The 13,612-nt window shown below is 49.9% G+C and carries 14 protein-coding genes; 6 read left to right on the top strand and 8 right to left on the bottom strand.

The window, feature by feature from the left end; genetic code table 11:
• The first annotated feature begins 289 nt into the window (after positions 1-289).
• Entirely contained in the window at positions 290-1,657 is a 1,368-nt protein-coding gene (gene dcuC / locus HGD79_RS18405; RefSeq protein ID WP_000467002.1) for an anaerobic C4-dicarboxylate transporter DcuC, read from the top strand.
• Positions 1,658-1,699: 42 nt separating this feature from the next.
• On the opposite strand, the gene sspB is transcribed toward dcuC, so the two are convergent.
• The 5 genes from sspB to zapE form a co-directional block, all read right to left on the bottom strand.
• On the bottom strand, positions 1,700-2,197 hold the full coding sequence (gene sspB / locus HGD79_RS18400) for a ClpXP protease specificity-enhancing factor (RefSeq protein WP_000366129.1): 498 nt from the start codon (positions 2,195-2,197) through the stop codon (positions 1,700-1,702).
• 5 nt (positions 2,198-2,202) lie between these two features.
• On the bottom strand, positions 2,203-2,841 hold the full coding sequence (sspA, locus tag HGD79_RS18395; protein WP_000257293.1) for a stringent starvation protein SspA: 639 nt from the start codon (positions 2,839-2,841) through the stop codon (positions 2,203-2,205).
• Between the two features lie 394 nt (positions 2,842-3,235).
• Entirely contained in the window at positions 3,236-3,628 is a 393-nt protein-coding gene (gene rpsI / locus HGD79_RS18390; RefSeq protein ID WP_168848467.1) for a 30S ribosomal protein S9, read from the bottom strand.
• 15 nt (positions 3,629-3,643) lie between these two features.
• On the bottom strand, positions 3,644-4,072 hold the full coding sequence (rplM, locus tag HGD79_RS18385) for a 50S ribosomal protein L13 (protein ID WP_000847559.1): 429 nt from the start codon (positions 4,070-4,072) through the stop codon (positions 3,644-3,646).
• A gap of 218 nt (positions 4,073-4,290) precedes the next feature.
• Positions 4,291-5,418 carry a cell division protein ZapE gene (gene zapE / locus HGD79_RS18380; protein ID WP_168848466.1) on the bottom strand — a complete coding sequence of 376 codons (1,128 nt, stop codon included), beginning with the start codon at positions 5,416-5,418 and terminating at the stop codon, positions 4,291-4,293.
• A 193-nt stretch (positions 5,419-5,611) separates the two neighbouring features.
• Between zapE and zapG the strand changes: the two genes are divergently transcribed.
• The 3 genes from zapG to degS all read left to right on the top strand — a co-directional run bounded on the left by zapG (position 5,612) and on the right by degS (position 8,688).
• Positions 5,612-6,010: a Z-ring associated protein ZapG gene (gene zapG, locus HGD79_RS18375; protein ID WP_001411417.1), complete on the top strand. Its 399-nt coding sequence runs from the start codon at positions 5,612-5,614 to the stop codon at positions 6,008-6,010.
• A gap of 153 nt (positions 6,011-6,163) precedes the next feature.
• Complete coding sequence (gene degQ / locus HGD79_RS18370; protein WP_001295271.1) at positions 6,164-7,531, top strand: serine endoprotease DegQ; 1,368 nt, start codon at positions 6,164-6,166, stop codon at positions 7,529-7,531.
• Between the two features lie 89 nt (positions 7,532-7,620).
• Positions 7,621-8,688, top strand: coding sequence for an outer membrane-stress sensor serine endopeptidase DegS (degS, locus tag HGD79_RS18365; protein WP_000497723.1), 1,068 nt, complete (start codon positions 7,621-7,623; stop codon positions 8,686-8,688).
• A gap of 61 nt (positions 8,689-8,749) precedes the next feature.
• Here the strand turns inward: degS and mdh are convergent, their stop codons facing one another.
• A complete protein-coding gene (mdh, locus tag HGD79_RS18360) occupies positions 8,750-9,688 on the bottom strand; it encodes a malate dehydrogenase (protein ID WP_112032824.1) in 939 nt (312 codons plus the stop codon).
• A 434-nt stretch (positions 9,689-10,122) separates the two neighbouring features.
• Here mdh and argR point away from each other — a divergent pair, with 434 nt between their 5' ends.
• Both argR and yhcN read left to right on the top strand, forming a co-directional pair.
• The gene (gene argR, locus HGD79_RS18355; protein ID WP_001257846.1) at positions 10,123-10,593 is read left to right on the top strand and encodes a transcriptional regulator ArgR; all 471 of its coding nucleotides are present in this window, start codon (positions 10,123-10,125) and stop codon (positions 10,591-10,593) included.
• Positions 10,594-10,957: 364 nt separating this feature from the next.
• The gene (gene yhcN / locus HGD79_RS18350; RefSeq protein WP_000695690.1) at positions 10,958-11,221 is read left to right on the top strand and encodes a peroxide/acid stress response protein YhcN; all 264 of its coding nucleotides are present in this window, start codon (positions 10,958-10,960) and stop codon (positions 11,219-11,221) included.
• 54 nt (positions 11,222-11,275) lie between these two features.
• On the opposite strand, the gene HGD79_RS18345 is transcribed toward yhcN, so the two are convergent.
• Positions 11,276-11,548 carry a barstar family protein gene (locus tag HGD79_RS18345; protein ID WP_001029013.1) on the bottom strand — a complete coding sequence of 91 codons (273 nt, stop codon included), beginning with the start codon at positions 11,546-11,548 and terminating at the stop codon, positions 11,276-11,278.
• Positions 11,549-11,639: 91 nt separating this feature from the next.
• Positions 11,640-13,607: a p-hydroxybenzoic acid efflux pump subunit AaeB gene (gene aaeB, locus HGD79_RS18340; RefSeq protein WP_000510962.1), complete on the bottom strand. Its 1,968-nt coding sequence runs from the start codon at positions 13,605-13,607 to the stop codon at positions 11,640-11,642.
• Between the last annotated feature and the right edge of the window lie 5 nt (positions 13,608-13,612).

Here is a 13,612-nt window from a genome sequence, read left to right as displayed (position 1 = left end):
CATCATTACCATAATTAACGGAATAATTAACTATTGCGAAAAATTAATGTAACGCAGATAAAAACATCCCGTTTGAATTATTTATAAGACTATTCACGAGCATTATGAATATTATGAATGTGTTCTTACAAAATAATCATAAGCGCATATTTTTTAATGAAAAATCACCTCACCTACAATTAAAAACACGACATCCGCACCATAAATAGACTTGCAAAAAATATAACATCATTGTTTTCAATCTGCCGTTTATGGGATTGACCGTTTTCTTTTGACACGGAGTTCAACAATGTTCGGCATAATTATATCTGTCATCGTATTAATTACGATGGGCTATTTGATCCTGAAAAACTACAAACCTCAGGTGGTGCTGGCTGCCGCAGGTATCTTCCTGATGATGTGCGGTGTCTGGTTAGGGTTCGGTGGTGTACTCGATCCCGCCAAAAGCAGCGGCTACTTGATCGTCGATATTTATAATGAAATCCTGCGCATGCTGTCCAACCGCATTGCCGGATTGGGGCTGTCGATTATGGCGGTGGGCGGTTATGCCCGCTACATGGAGCGCACAGGAGCCAGTCGCGCGATGGTGAGCTTGCTAAGCCGCCCGTTAAAACTCATTCGCTCGCCGTATATTATTCTGTCGGCAACTTACGTCATCGGCCAAATCATGGCGCAGTTTATTACCAGCGCCTCCGGCCTGGGTATGTTGCTGATGGTCACCTTATTTCCGACGCTGGTGAGTCTGGGAGTAAGTCGCCTCTCTGCGGTGGCGGTTATCGCAACCACGATGTCCATTGAGTGGGGGATTCTGGAAACGAACTCCATTTTTGCAGCCCAGGTCGCGGGAATGAAAATTGCCACTTACTTCTTCCACTACCAGCTTCCGGTCGCCTCTTGCGTCATTATCTCGGTGGCGATCTCCCACTTTTTCGTGCAACGCGCTTTTGACAAAAAAGATAAAAATATCAATCACGAACAGGCAGAGCTAAAAGCTCTCGATAATGTCCCGCCGCTCTATTACGCCATTTTACCTGTGATGCCGTTAATCTTGATGCTCGGCTCGCTGTTCCTCGCCCACATCGGGCTGATGCAGTCAGAACTGCATCTGGTGGTGGTGATGTTACTGAGTTTGACGGTGACGATGTTTGTTGAGTTCTTCCGCAAGCATAACTTGCGCGAAACAATGGACGATGTGCAGGCGTTTTTTGACGGCATGGGTACGCAGTTTGCCAACGTGGTAACGCTGGTGGTCGCGGGTGAAATATTTGCGAAAGGCTTAACGACGATTGGCACTGTTGATGCGGTTATCAGGGGTGCTGAGCATTCTGGTCTGGGCGGTATTGGCGTGATGATTATTATGGCGCTAGTCATTGCCATTTGTGCCATTGTGATGGGCTCTGGCAATGCGCCGTTTATGTCATTTGCCAGTCTTATTCCGAATATCGCAGCCGGACTACATGTACCAGCGGTTGTAATGATTATGCCGATGCATTTTGCCACGACGCTAGCGCGCGCGGTTTCGCCGATTACTGCGGTGGTGGTCGTTACGTCAGGAATTGCAGGCGTTTCGCCTTTTGCGGTGGTGAAGCGAACAGCGATCCCCATGGCAGTCGGTTTCGTGGTGAATATGATTGCCACAATCACGCTATTTTATTAAGCCATTAAAAGACAAAACAGGCCACCAGGGCCTGTTTTTGTATTACTTCACAACGCGTAATGCCGGTCGACCACCGCGTGGTGGCTGCGGAGGTTCATCGTCAGGATGAGTGTCATCATCGTGATCTGGCTTGTCGCCATCAATAACCGACATAACGGTTTCGTTGTCTGCCGATGCCTCTTCATCATTCATGATGCTGGTATCTTCATCGTAGGCAGCTTCAGGCTCAAACATCGTGCCTGCGCCATTTTCACGGGCGTAGATAGCCAGCACGGCAGCCAGCGGCACAGAAACCTGACGCGGAATGCCGCCAAAGCGCGCGTTAAAGCGTACCTCATCATTCGCCAGTTCCAGATTGCCGACAGCACGCGGCGCAATGTTGAGTACGATTTGCCCGTCACGCGCATATTCCATAGGAACCTGCACGCCAGGGAGCGTCACATCCACCACCAAGTGCGGCGTGAGCTGGTTATCCAGCAACCACTCATAGAATGCACGCAGCAGATAGGGACGACGTGGTGTTAGCTGTGACAAATCCATACAGATTAACTCCGGCCCAGACGCATTTCACGTTCTGCTTCAGTTAAAGAAGCAAGGAAAGAGTCACGCTCAAAGACGCGGGTCATATAGCCTTTCAGCTCTTTCGCACCCGGGCCGCTGAACTCGATGCCCAGTTGCGGCAGACGCCACAGCAGCGGAGCAAGATAGCAATCGACCAGGCTGAACTCATCGCTCAGGAAGTACGGCTTCTGACCGAAGACCGGCGCAATCGCCAGCAGTTCTTCGCGCAGTTGCTTACGTGCGGCATCTGCTTCAGAAGCTGAACCGTTGATGATGGTGTTCATCAGCGTGTACCAGTCTTTTTCGATGCGATGCATGTACAGACGGCTTTCACCGCGAGCTACCGGGTAAACAGGCATCAGTGGCGGATGCGGGAAACGCTCATCCAGATATTCCATAATGATGCGAGATTCCCACAGGGTCAGCTCACGATCCACCAGGGTCGGAACGCTCTGATTCGGGTTGAGGTCAATCAGATCCTGAGGCGGATTGTCCTTTTCCACGTGTTCGATCTCGAAACTTACACCTTTCTCAGCCAGCACAATGCGGACCTGATGGCTATAGATGTCAGTAGGACCGGAAAACAGCGTCATTACCGAACGTTTGTTGGCAGCGACAGCCATGAAAACCTCCAGGTATAGTCAGAATTTTTACTGCTACCAGCCACCAGGTGGCCAGTCAGAAGTTGTGTTACCCAGTAAGGAACGACTCTCTTTGTTCGAAAATCAAACAAAAAATGAGCAATACCCGACATTTGGGCAGAAAATTGGATGATAGTTTACCAGATTTTGCGACCTTTGTGGTGAGTCGATGCCGGAAATGGGGAAAAAGAGATGCGCTTTAGTCTGAAATAGTTGACTTAGTCCCTTATTGGCGATGTGGTTTTTGTTTTGCCTGTCTGTCAGACGGTAGCAAAAAGCAACTTTCCAATTTTTACGCTGATTCAGAATTTAACCATAAAAAAACCCGCCGAAGCGGGTTTTTTCGCAAATTGTTTTCTGCCGGAGCAGAAGCCAATTAACGTTTGGAGAACTGCGGACGACGACGTGCTTTACGCAGACCGACTTTCTTACGTTCAACCTGACGAGCGTCACGAGTAACGAAGCCAGCTTTACGCAGTTCAGAACGCAGGGACTCGTCGTATTCCATCAGAGCGCGGGTGATACCGTGACGGATCGCACCAGCCTGACCAGAGATACCACCACCTTTAACGGTGATGTACAGGTCCAGTTTCTCAACCATGTCGACCAGTTCCAGCGGCTGACGAACTACCATGCGAGCAGTTTCACGACCGAAGTACTCTTCCAGAGAACGTTGGTTGATTACGATTTTACCGTTGCCCGGTTTGATGAAAACGCGAGCTGCGGAACTTTTGCGGCGACCAGTGCCGTAGTATTGATTTTCAGCCATTGCCTATAATCCCGATTAGATGTCAAGAACTTGCGGTTGCTGTGCCGCGTGGTTGTGCTCGTTACCCGCGTAAACTTTCAGTTTACGGAACATAGCACGACCCAGCGGGCCTTTTGGCAACATGCCTTTAACCGCGATTTCAATCACACGCTCAGGACGGCGAGCAATCATCTCTTCAAAGGTCGCTTGTTTGATACCACCGATGTGGCCGGTGTGGTGATAGTACACTTTGTCAGTACGCTTGTTGCCGGTTACAGCAACTTTGTCAGCGTTCAGAACGATGATGTAATCACCGGTATCTACGTGCGGAGTGTATTCCGCTTTGTGCTTACCGCGCAGGCGACGAGCCAGTTCAGTAGCCAGACGGCCCAGAGTTTTACCGGTCGCGTCAACAACATACCAGTCGCGTTTTACGGTTTCTGGTTTAGCTGTAAAAGTTTTCATTAAAAGCTTACCCAATAAATAGTTACACGTTGGTGAACACCCAAACGTCTTCAATTGTTGAGGTTCACACGACAAAGTCCGGCAAACCTACCCCTTCGAATAGCCTATGCCAGCACACAAAAAGTTTTGGGAAAAAAACTTTCTTGTAACGTGGGGTCGCAGGATTATAGAGAAGTCGGGGTCAAAGATCGACCCCTTTTTGTGATTTGTGACAGGTTTTAACCCGCCAAATGCTCGCGCTTCAGATACTCTTCGCTTTGCATCTCTTCCAGACGTGACAGGCAACGCTGGAACTCAAACTTCAGCCGATCGCCCTGATAAATTTCATACAGCGGCACTTCTGCACTCACCACTAATTTGACATGGCGCTCGTAAAACTCATCCACCAGCGCAATAAAGCGCCGCGCTTCGCTCTCCATCAACCGCGTCATAACTGGTACATCAAACAACATGACCGTATGAAAGAGACGTGAGAGCGCAATATAGTCATGCTGACTGCGGGCGTCGACGCACAGCGTAGTAAAAGAGACCGCCAGCGTCTGGTTCTCGACGCCCATTGTCGCCAATGGCCGATGGTTGATTTCTAACGTCGGTGAATTTTCTCGTTTCGCCCCCGCCAGCGCCAACCATAGTTTATCCATCTGCGCCCGGGTTTCATCGTTGAGTGGCGAAAGCCACAGATGCGCCTGAGTGAGTGTACGCAGTCGATAATCAACACCAGCGTCCACGTTCATTACATCACAATGCTGTTTAATGGCATCGATTGCAGGCAGAAAACGCGCACGTTGCAAGCCATTTCGATAAAGTTCGTCCGGCGGAATATTTGACGTCGCTACCAGGGTAATACCGCGGGCGAACAGGGCTTTCATCAGACCGCCAAGTAGCATGGCGTCGGTAATATCAGAAACAAAAAATTCGTCAAAACAGAGCACGTCAGTTTCGGCTTTAAAGCGATCGGCAATAATTTCCAGTGGATCGGTCTGCCCCTGTAAGGCAGTTAGCTCTTCATGCACCCGCAGCATAAAACGGTGAAAGTGCAGGCGCTGTTTCCGCTCTCCCGGCAGGCTTTGATAGAAAAGGTCCATCAGCCAGGTTTTCCCGCGTCCTACACCGCCCCACATATATAAGCCACGCACTGGCGTATGCTTTGTGTCTTCGCGTTTACCCCACAGCTTACCGACCCGCGCCATTAGCCCACTCGTCCTGGGGGCTGGTGGCGTGCTATTGATGAGTTCCTGATAAATAATTTCCAGGCGGCTGACGGCCTCTTTTTGAACGTCGTCGGGTTGATGGCTGCCTTCATTGAGCGCCTTCAGGTATTGCGATGTTGGGGTAACGCTTTGCATGATCTTATTGTTATTCCTTGAATAATCGGTGCGCCGTTGTTCACGGTTGACGAAAAAAAGGCCGTTCTACACTACGCGATATGCAGTCGGGATTCCACTTCTGTGGAATTAACGGTTATAGTGGCATAATCAGCCGCAGGCATGGAGCCTGAAGCCAACACCCTACGGAAACAAAAGACAACGGGAGATGTTCATGACCTGGGAATATGCGCTAATTGGGTTAGTCGTCGGCATCATTATTGGTGCTGTGGCCATGCGTTTTGGTAATCGTAAACTACGCCAGCAACAGGCGTTGCAGTACGAACTGGAAAAGAATAAAGCTGAACTGGACGAGTATCGCGAAGAGCTGGTTAGCCACTTTGCCCGCAGCGCGGAATTACTGGATACCATGGCGCACGACTATCGCCAGCTTTATCAGCATATGGCGAAAAGCTCCAGCAGCCTGCTGCCGGAACTGTCTGCTGAAGCAAACCCGTTCCGTAATCGTCTGGCAGAGTCTGAAGCCAGCAACGATCAGGCACCGGTGCAGATGCCTCGCGACTATTCTGAAGGCGCATCCGGCCTGCTGCGTAGTGGCGCAAAACGCGACTAATTTATTTTTCGGGCGCAGCCATTGCGCCCTCCTCTTCTTTCCTGGCCCGACTATCATTTAATCTGGTGTCTCATTGTTAGCCGTCTGAAAATTCAATAACATCAAACTGTTTTGAATCTCTTTTCTTATCATTCAGGTACGAGAGCAGGAATAATGAAAAAACAAACCCAGCTGTTGAGTGCATTAGCGTTAAGTGTCGGGTTAACTCTCTCGGCGTCATTTCAGGCCGTCGCGTCGATTCCAGGCCAGGTTGCCGATCAGGCCCCTCTCCCCAGTCTGGCTCCAATGCTGGAAAAAGTGCTTCCGGCAGTGGTGAGCGTACGGGTGGAAGGAACGGCCAGTCAGGGACAGAAAATCCCGGAAGAATTCAAAAAGTTTTTTGGTGATGATTTACCGGATCAACCTGCACAACCCTTCGAAGGTTTAGGTTCCGGTGTCATCATCAACGCCAGTAAAGGCTATGTGCTGACCAACAACCATGTGATTAATCAGGCACAGAAAATCAGTATTCAGCTCAATGATGGGCGCGAGTTTGATGCAAAACTGATTGGTAGCGATGACCAGAGCGATATCGCCCTGTTACAAATTCAAAACCCGAGCAAATTAACGCAAATCGCTATTGCCGACTCCGATAAATTGCGCGTCGGTGATTTTGCCGTGGCGGTCGGTAACCCATTTGGCCTTGGGCAAACCGCCACCTCTGGCATTGTTTCCGCATTAGGACGCAGCGGGTTGAATCTTGAAGGTCTGGAAAACTTTATCCAGACAGATGCTTCCATTAACCGCGGTAACTCCGGCGGTGCACTATTAAACCTTAACGGTGAGTTAATTGGCATCAACACTGCAATCCTTGCGCCTGGCGGCGGGAGCGTCGGGATTGGATTTGCCATCCCCAGTAATATGGCGCGAACACTGGCGCAGCAGCTTATCGACTTTGGTGAAATCAAACGCGGTTTGTTAGGCATCAAAGGCACCGAGATGAGTGCCGATATCGCCAAAGCCTTCAACCTTGACGTGCAGCGTGGCGCGTTTGTCAGCGAAGTGTTGCCAGGTTCTGGCTCGGCAAAAGCGGGCGTCAAAGCGGGCGATATTATTACCAGCCTCAACGGCAAACCGCTGAATAGCTTTGCTGAGTTGCGCTCTCGTATCGCGACTACAGAGCCGGGCACGAAAGTGAAGCTTGGCCTGCTGCGTAACGGCAAACCACTGGAAGTAGAAGTGACGCTTGATACCAGCACCTCTTCGTCGGCCAGCGCTGAAATGATCACGCCAGCGCTGGAAGGTGCAACGTTGAGCGATGGTCAGCTAAAAGATGGCGGCAAAGGTATTAAGATCGATGAAGTTGTCAAAGGAAGCCCAGCTGCTCAGGCTGGCTTGCAAAAAGACGATGTGATCATTGGCGTCAACCGCGATCGGGTGAACTCGATTGCTGAAATGCGTAAAGTGCTGGCGGCAAAACCGGCCATCATCGCCCTGCAAATTGTACGCGGCAATGAAAGCATCTATCTGCTGATGCGTTAATGTCGTAAACCGGGCATCAGGCTTACGTGTGATGTCCGGTTAACTCGTGGTATGCTGCTGCCGTTCCCTTTTTTAATGACGCCTCCATCATGTTTGTGAAGCTCTTACGTTCCGTTGCGATTGGATTAATTGTCGGCGCTATTCTGCTGGTTGCCATGCCTTCGCTGCGCAGCCTTAACCCGCTTTCCACTCCGCAATTTGACAGTACCGATGAGACGCCTGCCAGCTATAATCTGGCGGTTCGCCGCGCCGCGCCAGCGGTGGTTAACGTTTACAACCGTGGTTTGAACACCAACTCTCACAACCAGCTTGAGATCCGCACCCTGGGATCCGGTGTAATCATGGATCAACGCGGTTATATCATCACCAATAAACACGTCATCAACGACGCCGATCAGATCATCGTCGCCTTACAGGATGGTCGTGTATTTGAAGCATTGCTGGTGGGATCTGACTCTCTAACCGATCTGGCGGTACTTAAAATTAATGCCACTGGCGGTTTACCTACCATTCCGATCAATGCACGTCGCGTACCGCACATTGGCGACGTAGTACTGGCGATCGGTAACCCGTACAACCTCGGGCAGACCATTACCCAGGGGATTATTAGTGCCACGGGTCGAATCGGTCTGAACCCGACCGGGCGGCAAAACTTCCTACAAACCGATGCTTCCATTAACCACGGTAACTCTGGCGGCGCGCTGGTGAACTCGCTGGGCGAACTGATGGGCATTAACACGCTGTCGTTTGATAAGAGTAACGATGGCGAAACGCCGGAAGGTATCGGCTTTGCGATTCCTTTCCAGTTAGCAACCAAAATTATGGATAAGCTGATCCGCGATGGTCGCGTGATCCGCGGCTACATTGGTATCGGCGGACGCGAGATCGCACCACTGCACGCGCAGGGCGGTGGTATAGATCAACTGCAAGGGATCGTGGTTAATGAAGTGTCACCTGACGGCCCGGCGGCGAATGCGGGTATTCAGGTCAACGATCTGATTATTTCGGTGGATAACAAACCGGCCATCTCTGCTCTGGAGACGATGGATCAGGTGGCGGAAATTCGCCCTGGTTCGGTGATCCCGGTTGTAGTGATGCGTGATGATAAGCAGTTAACGCTGCAGGTCACCATTCAGGAATATCCGGCAACCAATTAAGTCGAGTGCTCAAAACAAAAACCGGAGTCTGTGCTCCGGTTTTTTATTATTCGCTAATCAATTACTTATTAACGAACTCTTCGCCCAGGGCGATATCTTTCTTGAGCGTATCCAGCATACCTTCCAGCGCGTTCTGTTCAAATGCGCTCAGGGTACCGATAGATTTACGCTCTTCCACGCCGTTTTTACCCAGCAGCAGCGGTTGAGAGAAGAAACGGGAGTACTGACCGTCGCCTTCAACGTAGGCACATTCGACAACGCCTTGTTCGCCCTGCAGTGCACGAACCAGAGACAGACCAAAACGTGCAGCTGCCTGGCCCATAGACAGGGTTGCAGACCCGCCACCGGCTTTCGCTTCAACCACCTCAGTACCCGCGTTCTGGATACGTTTGGTCAGATCAGCCACTTCCTGCTCGGTAAAACTAACGCCAGGAACCTGTGACAGCAGCGGCAGAATGGTAACACCAGAGTGACCGCCAATAACCGGCACTTCAACTTCGCCTGGCTGTTTGCCTTTCAGTTCCGCAACAAAGGTGTTGGAACGAATGATATCCAGCGTGGTAACGCCGAACAGTTTGTTTTTGTCATAAACACCGGCTTTTTTCAGCACTTCAGCAGCAATCGCAACTGTGGTGTTAACCGGGTTAGTGATAATACCAATGCACGCTTTCGGGCAGGTTTTCGCAACTTGCTGTACCAGGTTTTTCACGATGCCGGCGTTAACGTTAAACAGGTCGGAACGATCCATACCCGGTTTACGCGCTACACCTGCAGAGATAAGAACGACATCTGCGCCTTCCAGCGCCGGAGTCGCATCTTCACCAGAAAAACCTTTGATTTTCACAGCAGTAGGGATATGGCTCAGATCGACAGCCACACCGGGAGTCACTGGAGCGATATCATACAGAGAGAGTTCTGAACCTGAAGGCAGTTGGGTTTTTAACAGTAGTGCAAGCGCCTGGCCAATACCGCCAGCAGCGCCGAGGACTGCGACTTTCATCCTAAACTCCTTATTATATTGATAAACTAAGATATGTTGCTCCGCTGCCGCGACCTTAATCCACAAAATTGCCGTTTACAATGACCACATCTCAAGAATGTGTAGTCACGCAAGTTTAGCGTTTATGCATTTAATTGCCGTAATCAGGAACCTAACTTACGTAATTAACAGTCGCTTATGCATTAGCGCAACATTCCAACAGGTGGTGACAATATACCCTACCGTTCAGCCAAAACAACATCAATTTGATAACAATTAATTTACTTTTAAGCAGAATTTGCATGCCGTGACGCAGGCATGTTTCTCAATAACGAAATTTGATAAAATCCCGCTCTTTCATAACATTATTTCAGCCTTCTTCAGGGCTAACTGTTTGCATAAAAATTCATCTGTATGCACAATAATGTTGTATCAACCACCATATCGGGTGACTTATGCGAAGCTCGGCTAAGCAAGAAGAACTAGTTAAAGCATTTAAAGCATTACTTAAAGAAGAGAAATTTAGCTCCCAGGGCGAAATCGTCGCCGCGTTGCAGGAGCAAGGCTTTGACAATATTAATCAGTCTAAAGTCTCGCGGATGTTGACCAAGTTTGGTGCTGTACGTACACGCAATGCCAAAATGGAAATGGTTTACTGCCTGCCAGCTGAACTGGGTGTACCAACTACCTCCAGTCCATTGAAGAATCTGGTGCTGGATATCGACTACAACGATGCAGTTGTCGTGATTCATACCAGCCCTGGCGCGGCGCAGTTAATTGCTCGCCTGCTGGACTCACTGGGCAAAGCAGAAGGTATTCTGGGCACCATCGCTGGCGATGACACCATCTTTACCACCCCTGCTAACGGTTTCACAGTCAAAGACCTGTACGAAGCGATTTTAGAGCTGTTCGACCAGGAGCTTTAATCTCTGCCCCGTCGTTTCTGACGGCGGGGAAAATGTTGCTTATCCCTCTCAATCCCCTGCTTTCCCCTGCGATTCATTTAACGAATAGTGCGTTTTACCGCGACATATCATTCACGCAATGAATACATGCGGTAAAAAAAGCACATTATGCAAAATTCATTATCTGATTGAAAAGACTGGTATTTATAATAAATAACCGTGTTTTTAATACTTTTTTGTTATTAAAATTCACATTTTTAACACTTAGTATCAACTGAAACAGTTAGCGTGGTATTAATTAGTTCAATAATTAGTGTATACTTGATTTTGTGATATGGGTCACGAAACAAAGGCCCAGCTAAAAGATTATGTCGAGGTAAAAATCATGAAAATCAAAACCACTGTAGCTGCATTAAGCGTACTTTCTGTTCTCTCTTTCGGTGCATTCGCTGCCGACTCCATTGATGCTGCACAAGCACAAAATCGTGAAGCAATCGGGACCGTATCCGTAAGTGGTGTGGCGTCTTCGCCAATGGATATGCGTGAAATGCTGAACAAAAAAGCGGAAGAGAAAGGCGCAACGGCCTACCAGATTACTGAAGCTCGTAGCGGTGACACCTGGCACGCTACGGCTGAACTGTACAAATAAACCCTCATCGTCTTGTCCGACGATATTGCCCCCGGTTCGGGGGCTTTTTTTGCGCTAATGACGAACATTAAAACGCAAATGCCCTTCCAGCTCTTCCTCTGCCTCATCAAACAGCAATATTAACGCGCCAAAACGGCGACGCGTTTTCTCTCCCAGATGAACAAATTCAATCTCAAGTGGTAGCGGCAGGACATCGTTCATTAACACATCCCATAGTGAGTCGAGATCGCGTACCTTATCTTTCGCCAGACCAAAGGTTTGGCTAAAGTCACGATAAAAATCCTCCTGACTCTCAATCTCATCAAAATCAAAGGTATAAATATTCATCTGTTGCCACCGTCACGTTTCGCGGCGAGTTCTGCCGTGCATCGCTAAGTATAGCCATGAAAAAACCGACGCTTTTGGCGTCGGTTTTGACTTAACTATCGGTCAACGCATGTTGATACTTATGGAGCATCCCCGCCAGCCGATGAACCGGTTCCGTCACCTGCGGTGGCGCTTGCCAGATGCGTAGCTTTTCCTGGTAGATTTCCAGTTCTTCCAGCAACTGGCCAAAGTACCGACGACGTTTATCATCGCTACGGGCAGATATCACATGGTCTGCTGTGCGGCGCATTTGTCGGTGAAACGCCGATAAATCCTCGTTAACCGGGATCGGCGCATCACGCAGGCGCTGGTGCGCGATAATCATCGTCAGCGCCAGGCGAAATTTCGGCAAATCCCCTGGGAACTTATTCATCAGCAAAAACAGCTGCTGATAAAGTGCCGGGAGGTGGTTCTCTTTACGACGAGCCACATTGGTAGTCATCGCGGAAACAGCGGCAGAAACAAACTGATTAAGCAGTACACGTCCGGTCCTGTCGCGCGATTTATCCCGCACAAGCAAAATAACGGTGAACGCGAGCACACAGCCGACGATTTGCCCTAATGCGCTGTCGAGAAACTGACTGAAATGGAAAGTCATCGGGTTATCCAGCACGATAATATTTATGGTGCTGGCCAGCGCCCCCATCGAGCCCAGTCGCCGTTTCTGTACTTCTATACCGAGGAAAAATCCCAGCACTGCCAGGCTAATACACAGCAGCAACATGCTCTGTTGGGTATTAGGGATAATCACCAAAAAGTAGAGCAGCCCTAACGGCAGCGCGGCCAGCGTCCCGTAGATAAAGTCGATCGCCACCATGCGTGGATTCGGCAAACGCATTGCCAGTGACGTCACTACCGCAATCATCACCATTGCACCACTGCCGGAAGTCCAGCCCGTCCACAGCCAGAAAAGCGTGCCCAGAATGCAGGAAAGTGTGGTTCGCCAGAAGTTAACCATCGCATGATGACGTTCGGCTGACTCTACTTTGACTTCCGGTTCGCCTTGCAGGATCTCTTCTTCGGTGGCGTTGATTTTTGTGTTACTGATAACGCCGCGCTTGAGAAGCTGATAACGCGTTGCCGCCGCGACCCAGCTATAAATGGTGACAGGCGTTTCCCGTTCCCCGGTCCAGGCGATAACTCTCCGCAGGCGTTTGAGCTGCTTGTGGACGTCCTGCGCGGTTTCTACCGGCGTGTCAAAAAATTCGCGGAAAGTATCAGTGATCAATTCCGGGCGCGTATTCTGAATAAGATAAGTTTCGCAGGATTGGGTAATCAGCGTCAGCGATAGCGTATTGATCGCTTTTAAACGTCGATTGGCCCGCGCCCAGCGGGAAGATTCCATATTCAGGTTGCTGCGCATGCCTTGTAGCGCCGTGGTGCGTCGCACCAGGTCGCCCCAGGCTTTATCGACAACTTCACCATCGCCATGCTTGATACAGAGTTGCATTAATTGATATTGCGCGACCAGCAAACTTTCCAGCTCTCGATCCACTTCTTGTTTGATCGATCGCGGAGAAAAGAGCAAATCCGCCATAATCGCACACACAATACCGATAACGATCTCGCTACAACGTTCGACGGCAAACTGCGGCGTAAGCAATGGTTCCGGCTGAATGGTGATCACAATGATCAGCGCGGTATAACCGGCCAGCCCCCACGCGTACGAGTTTTCTATTCGTACCAGCGAGGATATCCAGGTACAAAAACCGGCCCAGATACAGCACACCAGAATCATCAATAATGGTGCGCGGATCATCGCAATGATGATCACCAGTCCGGCAATACAGCCAATAAATGTGCCGATGATGCGCAAAAAGCCACGATAACGAATAGCGCCAGAATACGGTTCACCTCCCGCAGCAAAGGCCGGACCGGCGGCAACAATCGCCGCTGTCAGTACCGCCCAGCGTGGCGTTTCCAGCTGGAAGTGAAAGCCAACAAACAGCGCCAGTACAATGGCGGTCGCCAGTTTTACCGCAAAGCGAATATGTTGGTTAGCAATGGAGAAAATACCCATCGTGA

Source organism: Escherichia sp. SCLE84 (assembly GCF_012584495.1).
Taxonomy (GTDB): Bacteria; Pseudomonadota; Gammaproteobacteria; order Enterobacterales; family Enterobacteriaceae; genus ECMA0423.
Note: the sequence above shows the minus strand (reverse complement) of the source record. Positions and strands in the feature narration are given on the sequence as shown.